The sequence below is a fragment of the Corallococcus exiguus genome (genome assembly GCF_009909105.1).
GTDB classification, from domain to species: domain Bacteria; phylum Myxococcota; class Myxococcia; order Myxococcales; family Myxococcaceae; genus Corallococcus; species Corallococcus exiguus.
Genome location: NZ_JAAAPK010000003.1, coordinates 203,048 through 224,243, shown reverse-complemented (window position 1 = coordinate 224,243; position 21,196 = coordinate 203,048). Strand labels below are relative to the sequence as shown.

Genomic DNA, 21,196 nt, shown 5'->3' with positions numbered 1-21,196 from the left:
CATGAGCCAGGACGTCCTGCTCACCCTGGGGCGTGAGGCCCTGCTGTTGATGGTGCTCGCCTCGCTGCCGCCCATCGGCGCGAGCCTGTTGGTGGGCTTTCTGATGAGCCTCTTCCAGGCAACGACCCAGTTGCAGGAGAGCACGCTGTCGGTGGTGCCCAAGCTGTGCGCCGCGGTGTTGTCCCTGGTGCTCGCGGGGCCGTGGATCGCCGGACAGCTCACGCGCTTCACCCAGCACCTCCTCATGCTCATCGCGGAGGTGGCGCTGTGAATCCGGACGCGCTGGGCGAACAGCTCCTCGCCCTGGGACCGCACGTGGTCGCGGTGGCGCTGTGCGCGGCGAGGCTCGTGCCCATCGCGTTCCTCTGCCCATTGCTGGGAGGCCAGGCCGCGCCGACGACGGTCCGACTGGGATTGGTGCTCGCGCTCTCGCTCTTCCTGCACGTCGAGGCGGGCGTTGAGTTCAGCGGCACGGTGGAGACGCCGGTGGTGATGGCGGCGCTCGTGGTGCGAGAGCTGGCCTACGGTGTCTCCGTGGGGCTCGTGGCCGCGCTGCCCTTCGATGCGGCGAGGATGGGTGGCCGGTTCATCGACCTGTTCCGGGGAACCTCCGCGGAGGCGAGCCTGCCGCAGGCCGGGAGCCGTGAGTCGGCCACGGGCGACGCGCTGTACCACCTGCTGGTGGCGAGAGTGGTGTCGGGCGCACTGTTCCCCGTGGTGCTCTCCGCCCTGCTGCGCGGCTTCGGCGTGGTCCAACTGGGGGCCTTCGTGCCCACGGAGGCCTCGGCCCTGCACGTGGTTGTGATGGTGGGAGGCGCCATGGCCACGGGACTCGCGGTGGGCGCCCCGGTGGCGGCTGCATCGCTCGCGGTGGACTGCTTCCTGGGCATGGCGTCGAGGGCGGCGGCCCAGGTGAACCTCCAGGAGCTGGGGGCTCCGCTGCGCATCCTCGGAGGGGGCGCACTGCTGTGGTTGGGCGTGGGCCTGCTGTGTGAGCGGCTACTCGCGGGAGTGGCGTCGACGGAGGGCGCGCTGGCACTGCTGGGCGAGGTCTCCCGATGAGCGGCGAGAAGACGGAGCAGCCCACCGCGAAACGGATGCGGGAGGCCCGGCGCAAGGGCCAGCTTCCGCGCAGCCGGATGTTGACCTCCAGCGCGACAACGCTGGGCGGGCTGCTGGGCTTCATCGCGTTCGCGCCAGATGGCTTTGCTCGGCTGAGGGACTGGACCGCGCGGTTGATGCTGGAACAGACCGCCGCTGGCGCATGGGAGGAGGGGGCCTGGGTCGCCGCCCGGCTGTGTGGCCCTGCCTTGGGCGGAGCGCTTGCGGCCTCACTGGCGGTCTCCGTGGCCACCGTAGGCTTCGAACTGGACGCTCGCCATGCCGCGCCGAAGCTCGAGCGCATCAACCCCGCCGCGGGCCTCAAGCGCCTCTTCAGCGTCCGGCCATGGGTCGAGCTGGGCAAGGCGCTGATTGTGGCCGCACTGCTGGGCCTCATCGTCTGGAACGAGGTGGAGGCGGTCGGCCCCGATGCCTTGCGGACCGCGTGGCTCGAAGGAACCCGGGGAATGGAGTTCCTGCTCGGCCGGCTGGCTGCGCTGGTGACGCGGCTGGCGTGGGTGGTGCTGGGGTGCGGTGTCGTGGACTACGCGCTCGCCCGTCGCAGTCACCGGCGCGAGCTGATGATGACCCGCGAAGAGGTCAAACGGGAGCACAAGGAGAGCGAGGGCGACCCGCGCCACAAGGGCCAGCGGCGCGCCCTGCACCGCCAACTGGCGCAGGGCGGTCCGGCACGTGGAGTGCAGAAGGCCACCGCCGTGATCGTCAACCCCACGCACATCGCGGTCGCGCTCCGTTACGACGCGGGCGAATGCGACGCGCCCTACCTCGTGGCCAAGGGCCGCGAACAGGACGCGCTCGCGCTCAAGGAGGAGGCGCGCCGGCAGGGCATCCCCGTACTTCGGGACGTGCCGCTGGCCCGCAGCCTCATCCACTTCGACGTAGGGGAGTCCATCCCCGAAGAGCTGTACCAGGCGGCGGCCGTCGTGTTGCGGACCGCGATGGAGCTTCGCGAGCCGGACGACCGTCCAAGGAGACAGACGTGATGCCCCCATTCCTGAAGGTCTTGCTGAAGGCCCGTCAGTCCTCGGAAGTCGTGCTCGCGGTGGCGATGGCGGCGGTGCTGGGGGCGCTCATCATCCCGCTGCCGGCGTGGCTCCTCGACATGGGGCTCGCGGTGAATCTGGCCGCGGCGGTGGCACTGCTGGTCGCCGCGCTGAACGCGAAGGACGCGCTGCGGGTGACGTCGTTCCCCACGTTGCTGCTCTTCACCACGCTGTTCAGGTTGTCGCTCAACGTGTCGTCCACTCGGCTGGCGCTCTCCGAGGGCCACGCGGGCGAGGTCATCCAGGCCTTTGGCGAGTTCGTGGTGCGAGGCGACTACGTGGTGGGCGCGGTGGTGTTCGCCATCCTCACGTTGGTGCAGTTGCTGGTGGTGACCAAGGGCGCGGAGCGGGTCGCGGAGGTGTCCGCCCGATTCACGCTGGACGCCATGCCCGGCAAGCAGATGTCCATCGACGCGGACCTGCGCGCGGGTGCCATCGACCAGACCCAGGCCCGGCGCAGGCGGCGCGATCTGGAGCGCGAGTCCCAGATGTTCGGCGCCATGGACGGCGCGATGAAGTTCGTGAAGGGGGACGTCATCGCGGGGCTGGTCATCGTCGCGGTGAACCTGCTGGGCGGCACCCTCATCGGCGTGTTGCAGAACGGCCAGTCCTTCTCCGAGGCCGCCGCCACCTTCGCCCTCATCGCCATCGGCGACGGGCTCGTGTCCCAGGTGCCCTCGCTGTGCATCGCGGTGGCCGCGGGCCTCGTCGTCACACGGGTGGCGTCGGAGAAGGAAGAGGACTCGCTCGGGGCGGAGATCGGCTCCCAGTTCTTCGGCGACTTCCGCACCTTGCTCACCGTCGCGGGCCTGTGTGTCGCGCTGGCCTTGATGCCGGGCATGCCGCACCTGACCTTCCTCGCGCTGGCGGCAGGCCTCGGCGGGCTCGGGTATGCGCTGCGGCGCAAGGCGCAGGCGCCGGAGAAGTCACCCTCGAAGGATGGCGCCTCCTCGGAAGCCGCGGTGCCCGCCGGAGCCGCGGGCAAGCCGCCGGAGAGCGCGAAGGCACCCGTCGGGGTGACGCCGCTCACGTTGGACCTGTCCGCGCAGCTGACACCGCTCGCGGAGGCCGACGGAGGCGCCTTCGTGCACTCCGTGCTGAACGCCGTGCGTGACGAGCTGTTCTTCGAACTGGGCGTGCGCATCCCCGGCATCCGGGTGCGGACCCATGCCGCCTACCTGGGCCCGGGCGAGTACCGCATCCTCCTGGACGAAGTGCCCGCCGGTGGCGGCGTGGTGCAGCCCGGCGCCCTGTACGCGCTCGTTCCTCCCGGCGAGCTGGCCTTCCTGGAGGTCCAGGCGGAAGCGGCGGTGGAGCCCTCCAGCGGGCGCCCCATCAGCCGCGTGGGGGAGGGGGGCCGCTCCCGGTTGGAGCTGGCCCAGGTGCCGGTGCGCAAGCCCTCGGAGCTCATCGCGGACCACCTGCGGGCCGTGCTGCGCCTGCGCGCCGCCGCGCTGCTGGGACTCCAGGAGGTGCAGGGACTGCTGGAAGGGCTGGAAGCCCAGTCGCCCGTGCTGGTGAAGGAAGCGCTCCAGAAGGTGCCGCTGCCGCTGCTGGTGGACGTGCTGCGGCGGCTCGTGCAGGAGCAGGTGAGCATCCGCGACCTGCGCGCCATCCTGGAGGCGCTCGTGGCGCCCACCACGGAAGGCGACGCCACGGCCCTGGCAGAGCGCTGCCGTCAGGCCCTGCACCGCTACCTGAGCCACCAGTTCGCGCCCACGGGCCCGCTGTACGCGTACCTCGTGGACCCGGACGTGGAGGAGGTGCTGCGCGCCAGCGGTCCCCGGGGGCACGCGCCGGAGCCGGAGCGCATCATGGAGATCCTGGAAGGGGTGCGAGTCATCGCCAACGGGGGCCGGGCGGTGCTGCTCACGGCTCCGGACATCCGTCGTCCGCTGCGCAAGCTGTGCGAGGGCCCGTTCCCGGACGTGGCGGTGCTCACCTACGGTGAACTGGACGGGGACCTGCAGATTCGCCCCATCGGCCGGCTATCGCCGGTCGCCGTGGGGCGGTGAGGCCTAGAGGGTGCCGGTGCCGCTGCTGCCCTTGAACTCGGAGGAGGGCGGCAGGTCCGACTGGGCCTGCAGCGGCGCGGGGCGGTTGACCCGGTCGCGGAGTTCCTTGCCCGTGCGGAAGAGCAGGCCGCGCTTGGGCTTCACCGGGATGACCTGGCCCGTCTTCGGGTTGCGGCCCTGGTAGCCCTGGTAGTTCTTCACGTGGAAGGCGCCAAGCCCGCGGATCTCGATGTTCTCCCCGCGGCAGAGGGCGTCCTTCATCGACTCGAAGATCGTCTCGATGGTCGCCTCCGCCTGCTTCTGGGTCACGCCTCGTTTGGCAACGAGGATGTTGATCAGATCAGACTTGAGCATCGGACGCTCCCGCAAACCCCGTGACCCCTTGGTAACAGGGCTCTCTGGCCCGTTGTCGAGACCCGAATACATAACAGAACACCTCCTCCTTGCAAGCCGGGTGGGCTTCCAACCCTCTAAAAACGTTACGGATTTCCGCCGCTGGCCGCTGCCTTGGGGGCCGCGGGGGCGGGCGGGGCGACCAGCCCCGGGCGCAGCGGCGTGACCAGGTCCAGCCACCGGGTGCGGCGCAGCAGGTCGACCCCGGCACAGTCGGCCGCTTGGAACAGGGGTTCGAACTGTTCGAAGCCGGGGGCCTTGGGGCTCGTCCAGGTATCGGGGCCGCCGGTGATCATCACTCCGTGCACTGCGAGCGTGGTGTCGGCGAGCGTGATTTCCGCGGGGTCCCGCGTGGGGCGCAGGCCACCCCGCCGTCCCCGCTCCAGCAGGCGGGCATCCACCATGCGGTCCACGACCTCGTGTACCAGTGACTCCGGCACGCGCAGCCGCGTGGCCAGCTCCCGGGGCAGGGGCGGGGTGGCGCCATCCACCCAGCACAGGGTGACGTCCTGGGCGACGCGCGCGGCCACCAGCTCGTGCGCGCGCGGGTGTGTGCCGAAAGCGAAGAGCGAGTCGCGGAAGGAGACGTGCTCCACCGCGTAGGACAGCCGGGCGCCGAACAGCATCACCAGCCAGCTGACGTACACCCAGGCGAGGAACAGGGGCAGGGCGCCCAGCGACGCGTAGAGGGGGTTGTAGAGGAAGCTGCGCGCGGCGAACTCGGCGTACACCTGCTTCGCCAGCATCCAGCCCAGGCCCGAAACCAGCCCGCCCGCAAGCGCCGAGCGCACGCGCACGTGGGCGTAGGGCGTCCACAGGTACAGCAGCGTCAGGCTGCCCATGGCGATGAGCATGGTGCCCACCCCGATGAAGAACGGCGCGGAGGGGGCGTAGGTCTGCAGCAGCACGCGGACCCGGCCGGTGCCGGAGAACGAGATGGCCATGAAGATGGGGCCCAGGAGCAGCAGGCCCGCGTAGATGGACAGGCGCGTCAGCCACGGGCGCTGGCGCCGGATCCCCCACAGCTCGTTCACCGCGCCGTCGATGTGGCGCAGCAGCGAGCCCGCGGACAAAAGCACCGCGAGGAAGCCCACGCTGCCCACCGCGATGGAGTCGCCCGGGTGCAGGAACCGGTCGAGCAGGGTGGCGGACTCCTCGCTGACCCCCGGCGCGAGCACCTCGGAGATGACGAAGCGCAGCTTCCGCTGGAACTGGTCCTGGTGGAGCGTGCGCAACAGCACGATGCCCACGGTCAGCAGCGGCACCAGCGAGAACATGCTGATGTACGTGAGCGCGGCGGCGCGCAGGCGCAGGTTCTCGCCCATGAAGCCGCGCGCCACGGTGCGCCCCGCGAAGAAGATGTCCGCCGCGAAGCGGCCCGCTGACGTGGCCCCGATGGGCGCCCACACGCGGGCCGCTGTCTGGACCGCCCAGGCCCGTGCACGCACCAGCGAGCGCCGCGCGCGCCAGGACAGCTTCCGGAGCCTCACGACTCCCTCCCGGTGTGCTTCCAGCCCGGTGCGGCCGGGGCGCGGGAGTCCAGGAGCGTGCGAAGGCGCGAAGGCGAGCGGTTCATCCCAGGCGATTCAGATGGGCCAGGGACTCGACGACACCCCCGGCGTGGAAGTGCCACCGTAGCCAAACCCCGCCCCGCTGAACCAGCCCTCCCACCCCAACAGAGCGGACGTTGTCAGCACCTGCACGGGCCTCGGCCGCCTGGTCGGTCACCATGCGGGAGGCCGTATTCCAGCTCCAATGCAGAAGGCCCGGCGGGATGTACCCACCGGGCCTTCGCGGTCACTCACGGTCCGGACTCAAGGGTCCGGCGTCACTCGAGCGCTCAGCCTTCGCTGCTCCCACTGGACGGCTCGGACGAGCCCCCGCCGGACGCCGCGGGAGGCGCGCCGCCGCCATTGCCACCGTTGTGGCCTCCGCCGGAGCCTCCTCCGGACCGCTCGCCGCGCTCCCCGCCACGGCCCTCGCCACCGCCGCGACGCTCACGGTCGCCACCCCGGTTGCGGTCACCGCCGCGCTCGCCGCGCTCGGGACGGCGGCCCTCGCGACGGTCACCGCCGCCGCGCTCGCCTCCGCGTTCCCCGCCACGGCTCTCTGCGCCACGGCTCTCTGCGCCACGGCTCTCTGCGCCGCCACGGCTCTCACCGCCGCCGCGCTCACCACGGTCGCGGTCCCGGCCACCGCCACGGCGGCCCTGGTCCTGACGGCCACCGCCGTAGTTGCTCTCCGGGCGGCGCTGCTGCATCGCCAGCTCGCCGTCACCGGAGCCCGGCGACGAGGCCACCTTGTGCTCGGGGCCCGTGGCCGACCGGCCGTAGATGTCGTACTGCTCGCGGTGGTAGTTCTGCTGCGCCTTCACCTGGATGGACTTGTTGTAGCGGTCCATCAGGTGCCGCAGCTCGTTGCGCTCCTCGCCCTGCAGCAGCCGCGCGACCTCCGCGTTGCAGTTGATGACGAGCGTGGAGTCCTTGTAGCCCGGCGCCTCGCGACGGATCTCCCGGAAGATTTCGTACGCGACCGTGGTGGCCGTCTTCACGAAGCCCTTGCCGTCGCAGTACGGGCAGTCCTCGTGCAGCACGCGGCCAATGGACTCGCGCACGCGCTTGCGCGTCATCTCCACCAGGCCCAGCTCGGAGATGCGCAGCACGTTCGTCTTGGCCTTGTCCCGGCCCAGCGCCTCCTGCAGCGACTTGAAGACCTTGTCGCGGTTCTGCGCCTTCTCCATGTCGATGAAGTCGCAGATGATGATGCCGCCGATGTTGCGCAGCCGGAGCTGGTAGACGATCTCCTTGGCCGCCTCGACGTTGATCTTGGTGATAGTCTCCTCGAGGCTCTTCTTGCCGACGTAGCGTCCCGAGTTGACGTCGATGGCGGTGAGCGCCTCTGCCTGGTCGATGATCAGGTAGCCGCCGCTCTTCAGCCACACCTTGCGCTGGGTGGCGCGCTGCAGCTCCTGCTCGATGCCGTAGGCGTCGAAGACGGGCTCGTCGGTCTCGTGCAGCACCACGCGGTCGCGCAGCGCCGGGTCCTGCGCGGTGACGAAGCCCTGGATGCGCTCGTACTCCTCCGCGTCGTCCACGACCAGCTTCTCCACGTCGTGGGCGAACAGGTCGCGCGTGGCGCGCAGGATGAGGTCCAGGTCCGGGTGCAGCAGGCCCGGTCCGCCGCGCTTCTCGTTGCGGCGCACCACCTGGTTCCACACCTCGATGAGGAACCGGATGTCGCTCTCCAGCTTCTCCTGGGGAACGTTCTCCGCCACGGTGCGCACGATGAAGCCCGTGCCGGGCGGCCGCAGCCGGTCCACGATTTCACGCAGCCGGCGGCGCTCCTTCTCGTTGGAGATGCGGCGGCTGATGCCCACGTGGTCCACCGTGGGCATGAACACCAGGTGACGGCCGGGGATGGAGATGTGCGAGGTGAGCCGCGCGCCCTTCGTGCCGATGGGGTCCTTGGAAATCTGGACCACCACCTCCTGGCCCACCTTCAGCAGGTCTTCAATCTTGTCCGTCTTGCGCTGCTTGGGCTTCTCCTTCTCCTCGTCGCGCTTCTCGCGGCGGGGCGGCTCCTGGCGGCGCTTGTCCTTGTCCTTGTCCTTCTCGCGGCCTTCCCGGTTGCGCGGCTCACGGGCCTCGCGCGCCTCACGCGGCGTGCGGCGCTCGCCGGAGACCTCGGCGGGACGGGCGTCGGCGGCGGGGGAGGGGATGAGCTCGCCCAGGGCGGCCGCGTGCGGCGGCGGCTCGGCGGCGCTGCCTTCCGTCGCGGGCGCCACGCCGGACTCGGCGACGGCTGCGACGGCGGCGCTCTCCGCGGGCGTCTCCTGCACCACCGCGGGGGCTTCCACCGAAGGCGTGCTGTTCTCCGTCAGCGGCACCGCCACGGCGGCGGTGGACACCTCGACCGGGGACTCCTGCGTGGCACCTTCGGCCGGGGTCTCCACGATGACGGCCACGGATGACGCGGGCTCGGCCGGCTCGGACGAAGCCTGGGCCTCCACCGGGGCCGGCGCGGCCTCCAGCGCCGGCTTCACGGCCTCGGGCGTCGCGTCATGCGACGCTTCCGGGGACTCCACCTGGGGGGCGGCCTGGGTCTGGACGTCCAGCGCCAGCGCGCCGTCGTGCGCCAGCACCGGCTCCGGAGCGCCCGTGGGGGCTTCCGTGCCAGCGGGCAGCGCGTGCGTGGCGTCCGGGACGTTGGCGGCCGCGAACTCCACGGCGTCGGCCTCGGACTCGGTGGGGACGTCCGGGGCGTCCTCGTGCTCGCCCTCGGTCAACTCGAACTGCGCGCGAGCGAAGTCCGGGTCGTAGACGACGTCGCTGACGTACAGGAAGGCGGCCTTCTCCAACCCGATGTCCACGAAGGCCGCCTGCATGCCCGGGAGCACCCGGACGACGCGACCCTTGTAGATGTTTCCGACGACGCCCTTGTCCTTCTTACGCTCGAGGTAGAACTCCGCGATATGGCCGCCCTCGACGAGGGCGACCCGGGTCTCCCGACCCGCGGCATTGATGACGAGCACACTGCTCATGGATGAATCCTGGTAGCGCGCGCGGTAGGGGGGACCTCACCGGACGGGAGGCGGCGAGACGCCACACCTCCGAGCACGCCGCGAGGGGAGAGGCGGCCAGCAGCCCCCCGGCGTGTGGACGCCTTCCGGTAGACCCGGAGGGAGAACGCAACACCTGGGTGGGGGCCGAGGACATCGCCGCCTGCTCCTCCGAGTTCATGTCGCCCCGCATTGCGACCGGCACCGTGCCGGGCGGGGCTGCTTCTCTTCACGCGCTCGAGGCTTCCACCACGCCCGTGCCGTCCGCCCCCTCTTCCGCACCCGGTCGGTGCCCGTCATGTGGGCCACCTTGGGGGGGTGTCTGGGGGCCCCGGAGCAGCAGGGGCATCCGGAGGAAACCGGAAGCGCAACCCGTCGAAATTCCTGCCTGGGCCTGATGTCCCGCCAACGCGGGGCGTCACACAACCACCCAGAAACACGGAGAGTTTTCCACGCCCCTCCAGGTGTGTAAAGGCCCGATGCACCCGTTCATCCACTGTCGGGCAGATGGAGGGCGGGCCCGCCCGCCGGGTGCACGGGCGCTCGGAAACGGACGTTCAGGCCTGGGCGGGGGCCTGCTTGCGCCCTTCCGGCTTGTCCAGCTTCCCTCGCGGACGCCGCACCAGCCGCAGGCCGGTCCAGGTCTCGTCGATGATGCAGATCTTGTTGTCGACGAGGCCGATGTCGAGCGCCGCCTGGCGCACGAAGTCCTCGGACAGGCGCGTCTTCACGCCCTCGCCAGCGGGCCAGCAGACCCAGATGCCGCCGTTGAGGGTGGTGGCGCGCGACAGCGCGGGCAGCCGCTGTACCAGCTCCGTGGCGTCGGAGGTGAAGAAGAGGATGACGTCCAGCCCCGTCTGGGCCGTGACGAGGAACTCCACCCCGTCCGGCAGCGGGTTGAGCTTCTGCACGAAGCCCCGCGGGGGGTTGATGACGGAAACCTTGGTGCCGGACCGGATGCCCAGCATGGCCGGCAGGGAAGCCAGCGCGTAGGGCGTCATGATGTGCGCTCCACGGTGAAGGTGCGGAATTCGCCAGAGGCCTGCCCGTCCGTGCGCGCCACGTCCGTGACGCGCGCCATGCGGGGACCCGAGTGACACCAGCGGATGAAGTCTTCCAGCGCGCCCGGTTCGCCTTCCACCGTGGCCTCCACGGAGCTGTCGCTCCGGTTTCGCACCCAGCCAGACAGGCCGAGGCGCAGCGCCTCCTGGCGGGCGCTCTCCCGATAGGAGACGCCCTGGACCATGCCCTGGATGCGCAGGGTCACCCGGCGCTGCGTGCTCATGCCTCTGGCCTCATGCTCTGGCATCCCCTTCTAGCAGCTTCAGGAACGCCTGCTCATCCAGGATTCTTACGCCCAATTCCTGAGCCTTCTTCAGCTTGGTACCCGCGTCCTCGCCGGCGACGACGAAATCGGTCTTGCGCGAGACACTTCCGGAGACCTTACCGCCGCGCCGTTCGATTTCCTCCTTGGCCTGCTCGCGCGCAAGCCGCTCCATGGTGCCGGTGAGCACCACCGTCTTGCCCACGAAGGGGCCGCCCGTGGCGACCGCCGGGGGGGCCGGGTGGACTCCCGCGTCCAGGAGGGCCTGGATGGCGGCCTGGTTCTGGGGCTCCTGGAAGAAGGTGTGGATGACCTGCGCCATCACCGGGCCCACGTCCTTCACCCGGCTGATGTCCTCCAGGCTGGCCGTGAAGAGCGACCTCACCTCCGGGAAGGACTCCGCCAGGGCGCGCGCCGTGGAGTCGCCCACGTGGCGGATGCCCAGCGAATACAGGAAGCGGCGCTGGGTGGTGTCCTTGCTGCCCGCGATGGAGGCCAGCAGGTTGTCCGCGCTCTTCTCCCCCATGCGCTCCAGCTTGAGCAGCGAGTCCCGGGTGAGCGCGAACAGGTCCGCGAACGCCTTCACCTGCCCGGACGTCACCAGCTGCATGGCCAGCTTGTCCCCCAGGCCTTCAATGTCCAGGGCGAGGCGGCTGGCGAAGTGGCGCACCTTCTCCACCAGCTGCGCGGGGCAGGACGCGCCCGTGCAGCGGATGATGGCGCCGTCCTCGTCCTTGGCGGCCACCGCGCCGCACACCGGGCAGTGGGTGGGGAAGGTGAAGGGCTGGGAGTCCTCCGGGCGCTTGGACAGCACCACGGAGACGATCTCCGGAATCACGTCACCCGCGCGGCGCACGAAGACGGTGTCGCCCTTGCGCACGTTCTTGCGGCGCAGCTCGTCCTCGTTGTGCAGCGTGGCGCGCGACACCGTCACGCCGCCCACCTTCACCGGCTTCAGGTGCGCCACCGGCGTGAGCGCGCCCGTGCGGCCCACCTGGATGCCGATGTCGTCCACCGTGGTGGACTCCTCCTCCGGCGGGAACTTGTAGGCCACCGCCCAGCGCGGGCTCTTGGACACCTGGCCCAGGCGGCGGCGCAGGTCCTCGTCGTCCACCTTCACCACCATGCCGTCGACTTCGAAGGGCAGGGCGTGGCGGCCCTTCAGGGACTCGTCGTAGCGCTGGCGCACGCCGTCCGCCCCGTCCGCGTGCTGGTAGCGGTTGATGGGCAGGCCCAGCGTCTTCAGGTACTCCAGCTTCTCCGTGTGCGTCTTGAAGGCGGGCACGCCGTCGCCGGGCACGCACTCGTACAGGTAGACGGACAGGGGCCGGGCGGCGGTCTCCTTGGGGTCCAGCTGGCGCAGGCTGCCCGCGGCGGCGTTGCGCGGGTTGGCGAAGAGCGACTCGCCCGCCTCTTCGCGCTTCTCGTTGAGCTTGCGGAAGTCCTCCTTGCGGATGAAGACCTCACCGCGGACCTCCAACCGCCTGGGCACCTTCACGCCGTCCTGGGGGAACAGCTCCAGGGGCAGGCTCTTGATGGTGCGCAGGTTGCCCGTGACGTCCTCGCCGGTGGTGCCGTCGCCGCGCGTGGCGCCCTGCACGAAGCGGCCGTCCTCGAAGCGCAGGGAGATGGCCAGGCCGTCCAGCTTGGGCTCGCACACGTAGCCCACCTGCGACAGGCCCGTCAGCTTGCGGACGCGGTCGTCGAACTCCGTCAGCCCGGCGTCATCGAAGATGTTCGCCAGCGACAGCATCTGCGTGGTGTGCACCACCTGCCCGAAGTCGTCCACCGCCGCGCCGCCCACGCGCTGGGTGGGCGAGTCCGGCGTCATCAGCTGGGGGTACTGCTCCTCCAGCCCCTGGAGTTCACGCATCAGCGTGTCGTATTGGGCGTCGCTGATTTCCGGCGCGTCCAGCACGTAGTAGCGGTGGTTGTGGTGGGCCAGCTCCTGACGGAGCGCTCGGGCGCGGGCTTCGGCTTTCGGGAAGGTGTCCACGGGGTGTGTCCTTACCCCAATTCAGGGGCGCGGCCAGTTGCGCACGCCCCGCGTTGGAGGAGGAGCACTCTACCGGCACCACCTGACAGGGCCGCCTCACGCACTCGGGAAGGGGAACCCGGGGACGCGTGTTCACGGCAAGAGAGCGCATCCGCCGCCCCAGTAGGCCCGAATTTCAGCTACATAGCGGATTCCCTGTTCGCAATACCCCCACCCTCCAGTGCAACCCCCTGAAAAACGGGACAGAGCCAGGCACGGATGCCTTGACAGCTCTGGAGTCGGTCAATAGTTTCCAGCGCGGTTCCTGGCGCAGGGGTTCCCCCGGCGCCGTCTCTTCCCAACCACAGGCCCACGCGCCCTCCGGTCCGCTCCCAGGACTTGGGTGGTGCTGCCCCCTGGAAGGTGCTTCCGAGCGCCGCGCGGACGGATCGCCGTCCCGCGTACAGCCTGCCCGAGCCTTCGGGCGCTTCCCCCCCTACTTCCGTACGCAGACCGTCATGGCCAAAGCCCGTTCCCCCCGAGAGAAGGTAGTCCAGCCGGTGTTCACCGAGGAGAAGCCCCGGCGCAAGCGCGCGGCGGCGAAGGAGGCGGAGAAGCCCGCTCCCCGGACGCGTCGTGCGCCGGCTCGTCGTGAAGAGGCTCCCGCCGAGGAGGCCGAGGCCCCCGAGGTCGCCGCGGAAGCGCCCCGTCCGGTGCTCACTCCCATCTCCCGTCCCGTGCGCGACGACGAACTCCAGGAGCTGCGCGGCACGGAGGAGGAGACGCCCGCCGAGGAGGCCGCTCCGGCCGCCCCGCAGGAGTCCGCCGAGTCCCCCGCCATCACGGAGGTCGAGCGCGACGGCACCCCGATGCAGGTCATCAAGCTCAATGACCTGAAGCGGATGAAGATCGTCGACCTGGCGAAGATGGCCCACGACACGGGCATCGAGGGCTACCAGGGTCTGAAGAAGCAGGACCTCATCTTCGCGCTGCTGGGCGGCATCGCCGACAAGCGCTTCGAGGTCCACGCGGAAGGCGTGCTGGAGCTCCTGAGCGACGGCTTCGGCTTCCTGCGCAGCGCGGACAGCGACTACCAGCCGTCCCCGGACGACATTTACGTGTCTCCGTCGCAGGTGCGCCGCTTCAACCTGCGGCCCGGCGATACCGTGACGGGCCCCATCCGCCAGCCCCGCGAGGGCGAGCGCTTCTTCGCGCTCCAGAAGGTGGACAAGGTCAACTTCGCGGACCCCATGTCGGACGCGGCGCGCGAGCGCATCCTGTTCGACAACCTCACGCCGCTCTATCCGACGCGCAAGCTCAAGCTGGAGCACGAGTCGTCGGAGATGACCACGCGCATCATCGACATGTTCTGCCCCATTGGCCTGGGCCAGCGCTGTCTCATCGTGGCGCCTCCGAAGGCCGGCAAGACGGTGCTGCTGCAGAACATCGCGCACGCCATCAGCCGCAACCACCCGGACGTCTACCTCATCGTGCTGCTCGTGGACGAGCGCCCGGAGGAAGTGACGGACATGGAGCGCAGCGTGCGCGGCGAAGTGGTGTCCTCCACCTTCGACGAGCCCGCCACGCGCCACGTGCAGGTGGCGGAGATGGTCATCGACAAGGCCAAGCGCCTGGTCGAGCAGAAGTACGACGTCTGCATCCTGCTGGACTCCATCACCCGTCTGGCGCGCGCCTACAACACGGTGGTGCCCGCGTCCGGTAAGATCCTCTCCGGCGGCGTGGACGCCAACGCGCTCCACAAGCCCAAGCGCTTCTTCGGCGCGGCCCGCAACATCGAAGAGGGCGGCAGCCTCACCATCATCGGCACGGCGCTCATCGACACCGGCAGCCGCATGGACGAGGTGATTTTCGAGGAGTTCAAGGGCACGGGTAACTCCGAAATCGTCCTGGACCGGAAGTTGATGGAGAAGCGCATCTTCCCAACGCTCGACATCAACAAATCCGGCACCCGCAAGGAGGAGCTCCTCTTGTCTCAGGCGGACCTGGTGCGCATTACGGCGTTGCGCCAGGTGCTCCACCCCTTCACCCCCATCGACGCGATGGAGTTCGTGCTCAAGCACATGCGTCCGACGGCGGCGAACGCGGAGTTCCTGGGCTCGATGAACCGGTAGTTCCCTTCCGGCCCAAGGAGCCCCCCATGCGTCGTGCCCGCCTCCCTCCTCTTGTCGCCCGCGCTGTCGCGGGCCTCACCCTGGGGCTGTTGGCGGGCTGCGACCTGGGGGTAGAGGACCTGCCCATTGGAGACACCCCACCGGTGCTCTCCAGCCAGGTCTGCTACGACGACTCGGACTGCGTCGCGAACGCGTGCTGCGGTGAGGGCACCGCCATCACCCACCGCGACGTGGGACCGGACTGCACGAACGTGCGGTGCGACGGGACGTGTACTCCCAACAGCGTGGACTGCGGCCGGTGCATCCCCACGTGCCGCAACGCGCGCTGCGCCGCCGCCTGCCAGTAGCGGGCGGCCGCACGTCCGGATTTCAGCTGGCCAGCCCGGTGGCCACGTCCACCGGCGGGTCCCTCAAGGGCAGCGTCACGCGGAAGGTGGTGCCGCCGCCCGGCGTGTCCTCCACGTCGATGCGGCCCTGGTGCGCTTCCACCACCTGACGCGACACCCAGAGCCCCAGGCCCAGGCCGCCGTAGTGGTGCGTGGACACTGCGCGCTCGAAGCGGTCGAAGATGCGCTCGCGGTCCTCCGGCTTGATGCCGATGCCGTGGTCCACCACGGACAGGCGCACGACCTCTCCATCCGGCTGCAGCGTCACGTCCACCGGACGGCCCCGGCCGAACTTCAGCGCGTTGGCGACCAGGTTGTGCACCACCTGCGAGATGCGTGACGGGTCGAAGGTGCCCATCACCGGGCCCTTCACGTCCACGGTGAGCGGCGTGCCGTCACGGCGCGCTTCTTCTTCCGCGAAGCGCGTCACCTCCACCAGCAGGTCACCCAGGTCCACGTCCGTGCGGGTGATTTTCAGCCGGCCGCTGGTGATGAGCGACACGTCCATCAGCACGTCCACGAGCATCGCCAGCCGGCGGATGAAGGACCGCGCCTGCTTCAGGCGCTCCAGCGCCTTGGGCGGAGCATCCTTGCCCAGGCCGCGCTCCACCAGCTCCAGGTGCAGCTGGAAGGCCGCCAGCGGCGTGCGCAGCTCGTGCGCCGCCACGGAGAGGAAGTCGTCGCGGGCGCGCAGGGCTTCCGTCAGGTTCTCCGCGCGGACGCGCTCGTTGGCCATCTCTCCGCGCATCCTCGCGAGCTTCAGGTTGGAGGCGATGCGCGCGAGCAGCTCACCCGCGGAGAAGGGCTTCACCAGGTAGTCGTCCGCGCCAGACGTCAGGCCCTGCACCGTGGCCTCTTCTCCGGCCTTCGCGGACAACAGCAGGATGGGCAGCTCGCGGGTGGTGGGCGCGGCGCGCAGGGCCCTCAACAGGCCCATGCCGTCCAGCTTCGGCATCATCACGTCCGACAGCACCAGGTCCGGTGGCCGGATCAGCGCGGCCTCCAGGCCTCTCTCGCCGTCCGTCGCCACCTCCACGTCGTACTCGGTGGAGAGCACGCGCTGGATGTAGTCGCGCATGTCCCGGTTGTCGTCCACCAGCAGGATGCGCGCGCGGGGCGCCGGGGCCACCGCGAGGCCGTCCGCGGACGCCGGGTGCTGGTGGTGCGAGGACTGCGTGCGGTCCTTGGGCTTCGCGCTGCCCCACAGCAGCGCCTCCTCGACGTAGGCCGACGTGGCCTCGCGCGCCGCGGAGCGCTGCCGGGCGGTGGTGCGGATGCGCTCCTGCGGCAGGTGCGCATGGCCCAGGGGCAGCTCCACGCGGAAGGTGCTGCCTTCGCCCTCCGTGCTGCTCGCGGACACGGTGCCGCCGTGCAGCCTGGCGAACTCCTGCACCAACGCGAGCCCGATGCCGCTGCCCTCCACCGTGCGCGATGGCGAGCCCGTCACGCGGTGGAAGCGCTCGAAGAGGCGGGGCAGTTCGTGCGTGGGGATGCCCGAGCCGGTGTCCTCCACCTCCAGCGACACCCGCTGCCCGTGCTCGCGCAGGCGCAGCGTGACGCCGCCCTGGAGCGTGAACTTGAACGCGTTGGAGACCAGGTTGAGGACGATCTGCTCCCACAGGTCCGGCGCCACGTAGACGGGCTGGGACAGGGGAGGGCAGTCCACCGTGAGCTTGAGGCCCGCGCGCTCCATGGCGGAGCGGAAGCTGGACGCCGCGTCCTTCGTCAGCGCGGCCAGGTCCGTGGGCGCGAAGCGCTCCTCCTTGGGGCCCGCCTCCAGCTTCGACAGGTCCAGCAGCGCGTTCACCAGCTTGAGCAGGCGCCCGGCGTTGCGGTGCACCCGCTCCATCTCCTTGCGGACCTCGTCCGACAGCGGGCCCGCTCGCCCGGCGAGCAGATCCTCCGTGGGGCCCAGCATCAGCGTCAGCGGCGTGCGGAACTCGTGGCTGACGTTGGCGAAGAACTCCGACTTGAGCCGGTCCAGCTCGCCCAGTTGCTCGTTCGCCACGCGCAGCTGCTGGTTGGCCTCTTGAATCTGCTGGGCGCGCCGGAAGATTTCGCCCTCCATCTCGTCCGCGCGGGCGCGGAGCTCGGCGTGCTGGCGGCTCTGCTCCTCGTCCAGGTGCTTCAGGCGGATGAAGTCGGTGACGTCCTCCACGCGGTGGATGACGTAGCGCACCGCGCCATCCTCGCCGCACACCGGGGTGTTCAGCGGGCTCCAGTAGCGCAGCTCGAACCCACCGCCTGCCTGCTCGGGCCGGGGAATGTCGTACTTCTGGACCGCCATCGCGTCCGGAGTGTGCGTCTTCACCGCGCGCTCCAGCGACGCGCGCAGGTTGGTCACCCCGCTGGCCCGTGGGTCCCGCGGGTTGTCCGGGAAGACATCGAAGATGTTGCGGCCCAGGATGTCCTCGCGCCGCGTCCGCGTGGCGCGCAGGTACGTGTCCGTCACCGCGATGATGACGAACTCCGGTGTCAGCACCAGGTACGGGTTGGGTGCGGCTTCGAACAGGCTCCGGTAGTCCGGGGCCGGTGAGGGGCTCGGGGGCATCACACGTCCTCAGAGGCGGAGGCGTGCCTGGAATTAGTCATTCGCCCCTGGGATGACCAGGGGGGAAGTGGGAGACAGCCCCAGGTTTTCCACCGGTGGACGCTTGGGGACGCCCGTCGTTCAAGCCGCGGGGGCGGCGTCCGTGGAGGCGACCGCCTGCTGGGTCGTCGCGGCCACCAGCGGAGGCGGCTGCGCCTTGAGGCGCGCGTAGTCGAAGCAGGCCACCGCGATGGAGGCCACCGGCACCGCGAACAGCGCGCCCCAGAGGCCGAAGAGCTTCTCGCCCGCGATGAGGGAGAAGGCCACCACCACGGGGTGGATGCGCGCGGCCTCGCCCATGATTTTCGGGTTGAGGAAGTACGCCTCCAGCGCGTGGATGCCGATGATCCACAGCAGGAGCGCGACGCCCTTCTGGAAGCCGTCCGCCAGCGCGATGAGGACGATGGGCACCGAGCTGATGATGGTGCCGAAGATGGGGATGAGGCTGAAGAGCGTGGCGATGGTGGCCAGCAGGAACGCGAACTTCACGCCGAACAGGAGCAGGCCCACCAGCGTGAGGCCGCCGTTCACCAGGCAGATGGTGACCTGCCCGCGCACCACGCCGGACAGCGACTTGTCGATGCGCGCCACCAGCGTCTTCGCGTCCGGCAGGAACTCCGCGGGGACGAGCGTGCCGAAGTAGCGGCGGATGGCCTGCGCGTCGATGGAGAAGAACGCGGCGACCATCAGGATGAAGAACAGCATGAAGACGCCGGTCAGCACCTCCGTGACGATGTGGCGCGACACGTTGACGATGTCCGCCAGGTTCTCCTTCGCGAGCGACGTCACGCGCGCCACCGTGTCCGTGAGCATCTGCTCCAGGTCCAGCGCCAGGCTGAAGCCGCCGGAGGACCCCGCCGCGCCCTCCATGGCCCGGTCCGACAGGGCCACGGGGATGCCGTACGTGTTGAGCCACTCCTCCGCGCGCTGCGCGAGCCCCTGCACGTGCTCCGGCGTGAGCGCGCTGGCGAAGGTGGCCATCTCGCGGCTGATGCGCGCCACCTCGCGGTAGAGCTGCGGCACCAGCGCGACGAAGAAGAGATACACCGCGAGGAAGAACCCCGCGTAGATGAGCAGGATGGCCACCCAGCGCGGCACGTAGCGGCCGGCCACCTTCAGCCGGGTGATGCGCGCCACCAGCGGCTGTACCAGGTACGCGATGAGCGCCGCGCCCGCGAAGGGCATCACCACCGAGCGCAGGGCGAAGAGCGTCACCGCGATGGCCACCCACAACCCGGCGAGGAGGAGCAGGCGCTTGCGGCGTTCGTCGGGGGCGGTGGCTTCCACGGGCTGCGACATGCACCCGGGCTTAAGGCAGCGGCCTCCCTTCTGACAAGTTCCCGGCGGAAAGCTTCCGGCGGGCCCGGGCTCCTATGCCCCCCAAGGGTCCGGAACCCCTCTCCGGAACCCCTCTGGGGAAAGGCAGCCAGCCGGCCCGGGGCATGCCCGGGCTTCAGGCCTGGGGCATCCGGGACCGGTCGCCCAGCCGGGGCTCCAGGCGGTCCAGGCACTCGCGCATCAGGGGGCGCTTGATGCGGCCCTGGGTGGCCTCTCCCAGGCCCAGCATCTGTTCGGTGAGCCAGCGGGTGAGGAAGAGCAGGGGGACGCGGTCCTCGGGGACCAGGCCCCGCTCCAGGTAGCGCTTGTTGCGCACGTAGTCGTCGAAGGCGTCGAACTCGCGGGCCAGGTCCCACTTCGCCAGCCGCAGGGCCTCCGTGTAGACGGCCGGGTCGGGGCGCCGGGTGGCCTCCTGGAACAGCGGGGCGAACTCGCCCAGGGTGGCGGGGTCCAGGTCCTGGACGGGTGGGGGCCAGGACTCCAGGTCCTTGGCGAGCAGCCGCGCCACCTCGTTCAGCAGGTGGTCCATGAGGGCGACGGGCTTGAGGTCGAAGAGGTGGTCCCAGCGCGAGGGCATGTGTCAGGGGCTGGCGGCGGCGGGCAGGGCCACCGGAAGGGGAGGGAGCGGAAGCGCGGCGACGGGTGCTGCCACGAGTCTGTCAGCATAGCCCAGGGCCAGCTCGCGCTGGATGACCTCCCACACGGCCCTGCGCGTGAGCAGCTCGCCGTGGGGTACCACGCCCGACAGCTCCACGTTGAAGACGTTGGGCTGGCCGTCCACGTCCAGCACGGAGGACGGGTAGGGCGCGATGACGTCGTCGCGCGAGTAGATGGAGGTGAGCCGCACGTGGCGTGGGAAGGCGCCCACGCCCAGGCCCTTGATGAATCGCGACGTCGGCGTGAGCTGCCACATGCTGCGGCTGAACCAGCCGAGCGTCGCGCAGCCCAGGTAGGCCATGCGCGTGCCCCGGTGCGGCGTGCCCAGGGTGATGAGGCTCTTCACGCGCGTGTCCCCGCCCAGCCGCTTCACGTAGTACGTGCCGATGAGGCCGCCCTTGGAGTGGCCGATGATGGTGAGCGGCCCCATGCCCGGGTGGCGCTCGTAGAGCCGGTCCACCTTGCCCTGGACCTTGCGCGCCAGCTCGTCGATGCGGTGCGTATTGAAGCGGTCCATGGTGCCGCCCAGGTGGATGGACCAGACGCAGTAGCCCTCGCGGCGCAGGCGGTGCTCCAGCACCTCCAGGACTCGGCGCGTGCTGAAGAAGCCGTGCAAGAGGAGCACCGGCCTCTGGCAGCGCTTGAAGTCCGTGCGGCGCACGACCTGGTTGCCGCGTGGATCCAGATCCACGTAGCTGGCCAGGTACTTCAGCTGGCACTTCAGCTTCCGGTACTGCATCACGAACGGATTCATCCCCAGCCCCCGCCCCTCCTGGACGGTGCGTGGACCGCCGTCCTGGAACACGGAGCAAAGCTAGGGAGCGCGTCAGGGCTCGGCCCGGATCAGCGCCCGGCCTCTGTCCGCTTTCACTCGTCTGGAGGCCCGAACCCGGAAGGTCCGGTCAGGTGAAGTGTTCGAGGAAGTTCATCAGCACCCGGTGCGCGTGCGGCGTCGGGGTGATGCCGGACAACAGCCGGGGGACGTACTCGCCCTCGGGGATGCCCTTCTCCCGCCCGAGCGACTCCAGCGTGTCCTCGCGAGCGAGGATGATCGCGCGCATGGCGTCCGTGGGCATCTCCGGGTGGAACTGCACGCCGCGCACGTTGGGCCGGAACGCGAGCGCCTGGTTCGCAGTGTTGGCGTTGCCCGCGAGCACCATGGCGCCTTCCGGCAGGCGGGAGACGATGTCCTCGTGGGTCTGCTGCACGGTGAAGCGCTCCGGCAGGCCGGTGAACAGCGGATCCGCGCGCCCTTGGGGTGAGAGCGTCACCTCCACGGTGCCCGTCTCGCGGCCGTTGGGGTTGCGCGACACCTTGCCGCCGTAGGCCTCCGCGAGCAGCTGTTGACCAAAGCACACGCCGAGCACGGGGATGCCCTGCTCGCCCGCCTCCACCATGAAGGCGCCCGCGCGCTCCATCCACGGCTCGCGCTGCGTCACCGACAGGGGCGAGCCCGTCATCATCACCGCGTCGTAGCCCTTCGCGTCCTTCGGCAGGGGCGCGCCCTTGTGCACGGGAAGGATGTCGAAGCGCTGACCGGACAGTCCAATGGTTTGCAGAAACCACCGCTCATAGTCGCCCACGGAGAGCTGGACGGAGGTCGCCGCGTCGCCGGCTTTCAGCAGGAGGACGTTCTTCATGGGGGCAGGTTGCCGCGTCATGT

At 70.1% G+C, this 21,196-nt stretch carries 17 protein-coding genes; 6 read left to right on the top strand and 11 right to left on the bottom strand.

Features of this window, described 5'->3' with window-relative positions; genetic code table 11:
• Position 1 precedes the first annotated feature (1 nt).
• Genes GTZ93_RS12410 through GTZ93_RS12395 form a run of 4 tightly spaced genes read left to right on the top strand, consistent with a single transcriptional unit; the run spans position 2 to position 4,180 of the window.
• Complete coding sequence (locus GTZ93_RS12410) at positions 2–271, top strand: flagellar biosynthetic protein FliQ (protein ID WP_120579524.1); 270 nt, start codon at positions 2–4, stop codon at positions 269–271.
• Entirely contained in the window at positions 268–1,062 is a 795-nt protein-coding gene (locus GTZ93_RS12405) for an EscT/YscT/HrcT family type III secretion system export apparatus protein (protein WP_139919703.1), read from the top strand. Before GTZ93_RS12410 ends, GTZ93_RS12405 begins: the two co-directional genes overlap by 4 nt.
• Complete coding sequence (locus GTZ93_RS12400) at positions 1,059–2,105, top strand: EscU/YscU/HrcU family type III secretion system export apparatus switch protein (protein ID WP_139919702.1); 1,047 nt, start codon at positions 1,059–1,061, stop codon at positions 2,103–2,105. Before GTZ93_RS12405 ends, GTZ93_RS12400 begins: the two co-directional genes overlap by 4 nt.
• The gene (locus GTZ93_RS12395) at positions 2,105–4,180 is read left to right on the top strand and encodes a flagellar biosynthesis protein FlhA (protein WP_139919701.1); all 2,076 of its coding nucleotides are present in this window, start codon (positions 2,105–2,107) and stop codon (positions 4,178–4,180) included. Before GTZ93_RS12400 ends, GTZ93_RS12395 begins: the two co-directional genes overlap by 1 nt.
• 3 nt (positions 4,181–4,183) lie before the next feature.
• Here the strand turns inward: GTZ93_RS12395 and GTZ93_RS12390 are convergent, their stop codons facing one another.
• The 6 genes from GTZ93_RS12390 to ligA form a co-directional block, all read right to left on the bottom strand.
• Positions 4,184–4,534: an HU family DNA-binding protein gene (locus tag GTZ93_RS12390; RefSeq protein WP_043321998.1), complete on the bottom strand. Its 351-nt coding sequence runs from the start codon at positions 4,532–4,534 to the stop codon at positions 4,184–4,186.
• A gap of 125 nt (positions 4,535–4,659) precedes the next feature.
• Positions 4,660–6,024, bottom strand: coding sequence for a YhjD/YihY/BrkB family envelope integrity protein (locus GTZ93_RS12385; RefSeq protein WP_167548094.1), 1,365 nt, complete (start codon positions 6,022–6,024; stop codon positions 4,660–4,662).
• A gap of 389 nt (positions 6,025–6,413) precedes the next feature.
• A complete protein-coding gene (locus GTZ93_RS12380) occupies positions 6,414–9,113 on the bottom strand; it encodes an Rne/Rng family ribonuclease (RefSeq protein WP_139915250.1) in 2,700 nt (899 codons plus the stop codon).
• A 575-nt stretch (positions 9,114–9,688) separates the two neighbouring features.
• Positions 9,689–10,132: a DUF3052 family protein gene (locus GTZ93_RS12375; protein WP_014398919.1), complete on the bottom strand. Its 444-nt coding sequence runs from the start codon at positions 10,130–10,132 to the stop codon at positions 9,689–9,691.
• Entirely contained in the window at positions 10,129–10,416 is a 288-nt protein-coding gene (locus GTZ93_RS12370; protein ID WP_120575454.1) for an acylphosphatase, read from the bottom strand. The genes GTZ93_RS12375 and GTZ93_RS12370 overlap by 4 nt, the downstream gene beginning before the upstream one ends.
• A 10-nt stretch (positions 10,417–10,426) precedes the next feature.
• On the bottom strand, positions 10,427–12,451 hold the full coding sequence (ligA, locus tag GTZ93_RS12365) for an NAD-dependent DNA ligase LigA (RefSeq protein ID WP_139915249.1): 2,025 nt from the start codon (positions 12,449–12,451) through the stop codon (positions 10,427–10,429).
• A 497-nt stretch (positions 12,452–12,948) separates the two neighbouring features.
• Here ligA and rho point away from each other — a divergent pair, with 497 nt between their 5' ends.
• Positions 12,949–14,562 carry a transcription termination factor Rho gene (rho, locus tag GTZ93_RS12360; protein WP_139915248.1) on the top strand — a complete coding sequence of 538 codons (1,614 nt, stop codon included), beginning with the start codon at positions 12,949–12,951 and terminating at the stop codon, positions 14,560–14,562.
• Between the two features lie 26 nt (positions 14,563–14,588).
• The gene (locus GTZ93_RS12355) at positions 14,589–14,909 is read left to right on the top strand and encodes a hypothetical protein (RefSeq protein ID WP_139915247.1); all 321 of its coding nucleotides are present in this window, start codon (positions 14,589–14,591) and stop codon (positions 14,907–14,909) included.
• 22 nt (positions 14,910–14,931) lie between these two features.
• Here GTZ93_RS12355 and GTZ93_RS12350 read toward each other — a convergent pair whose 3' ends face one another.
• The 5 genes from GTZ93_RS12350 to GTZ93_RS12330 form a co-directional block, all read right to left on the bottom strand.
• Entirely contained in the window at positions 14,932–17,499 is a 2,568-nt protein-coding gene (locus tag GTZ93_RS12350) for an ATP-binding protein (RefSeq protein WP_139915246.1), read from the bottom strand.
• A 120-nt stretch (positions 17,500–17,619) separates the two neighbouring features.
• Complete coding sequence (locus tag GTZ93_RS12345; RefSeq protein ID WP_139915245.1) at positions 17,620–18,837, bottom strand: AI-2E family transporter; 1,218 nt, start codon at positions 18,835–18,837, stop codon at positions 17,620–17,622.
• A 154-nt stretch (positions 18,838–18,991) separates the two neighbouring features.
• A complete protein-coding gene (locus tag GTZ93_RS12340; protein WP_126933191.1) occupies positions 18,992–19,453 on the bottom strand; it encodes a hypothetical protein in 462 nt (153 codons plus the stop codon).
• 3 nt (positions 19,454–19,456) lie between these two features.
• Positions 19,457–20,287, bottom strand: coding sequence for an esterase/lipase family protein (locus tag GTZ93_RS12335; protein WP_139915244.1), 831 nt, complete (start codon positions 20,285–20,287; stop codon positions 19,457–19,459).
• Between the two features lie 148 nt (positions 20,288–20,435).
• The gene (locus tag GTZ93_RS12330; protein WP_180945988.1) at positions 20,436–21,194 is read right to left on the bottom strand and encodes a glutamine amidotransferase; all 759 of its coding nucleotides are present in this window, start codon (positions 21,192–21,194) and stop codon (positions 20,436–20,438) included.
• Positions 21,195–21,196: the final 2 nt, after the last annotated feature.

Excerpts from the sequence above, each read along its gene's own strand:
- GTZ93_RS12410 (WP_120579524.1), top strand. The coding sequence starts at position 2 with ATGAGCCAGGACGTCCTGCTCACCCTGGGGCGTGAGGCCCTGCTGTTG.
- GTZ93_RS12400 (WP_139919702.1), top strand. The coding sequence starts at position 1,059 with ATGAGCGGCGAGAAGACGGAGCAGCCCACCGCGAAACGGATGCGGGAG.
- GTZ93_RS12395 (WP_139919701.1), top strand. The coding sequence starts at position 2,105 with ATGCCCCCATTCCTGAAGGTCTTGCTGAAGGCCCGTCAGTCCTCGGAA.
- GTZ93_RS12390 (WP_043321998.1), bottom strand. The coding sequence starts at position 4,534 with ATGCTCAAGTCTGATCTGATCAACATCCTCGTTGCCAAACGAGGCGTG.
- GTZ93_RS12380 (WP_139915250.1), bottom strand. The coding sequence starts at position 9,113 with ATGAGCAGTGTGCTCGTCATCAATGCCGCGGGTCGGGAGACCCGGGTC.
- GTZ93_RS12375 (WP_014398919.1), bottom strand. The coding sequence starts at position 10,132 with ATGACGCCCTACGCGCTGGCTTCCCTGCCGGCCATGCTGGGCATCCGG.
- GTZ93_RS12370 (WP_120575454.1), bottom strand. The coding sequence starts at position 10,416 with ATGAGCACGCAGCGCCGGGTGACCCTGCGCATCCAGGGCATGGTCCAG.
- rho (WP_139915248.1), top strand. The coding sequence starts at position 12,949 with ATGGCCAAAGCCCGTTCCCCCCGAGAGAAGGTAGTCCAGCCGGTGTTC.
- GTZ93_RS12355 (WP_139915247.1), top strand. The coding sequence starts at position 14,589 with ATGCGTCGTGCCCGCCTCCCTCCTCTTGTCGCCCGCGCTGTCGCGGGC.
- GTZ93_RS12350 (WP_139915246.1), bottom strand. The coding sequence starts at position 17,499 with ATGCCCCCGAGCCCCTCACCGGCCCCGGACTACCGGAGCCTGTTCGAA.
- GTZ93_RS12345 (WP_139915245.1), bottom strand. The coding sequence starts at position 18,837 with ATGTCGCAGCCCGTGGAAGCCACCGCCCCCGACGAACGCCGCAAGCGC.
- GTZ93_RS12340 (WP_126933191.1), bottom strand. The coding sequence starts at position 19,453 with ATGCCCTCGCGCTGGGACCACCTCTTCGACCTCAAGCCCGTCGCCCTC.
- GTZ93_RS12335 (WP_139915244.1), bottom strand. The coding sequence starts at position 20,287 with ATGAATCCGTTCGTGATGCAGTACCGGAAGCTGAAGTGCCAGCTGAAG.
- GTZ93_RS12330 (WP_180945988.1), bottom strand. The coding sequence starts at position 21,194 with ATGACGCGGCAACCTGCCCCCATGAAGAACGTCCTCCTGCTGAAAGCC.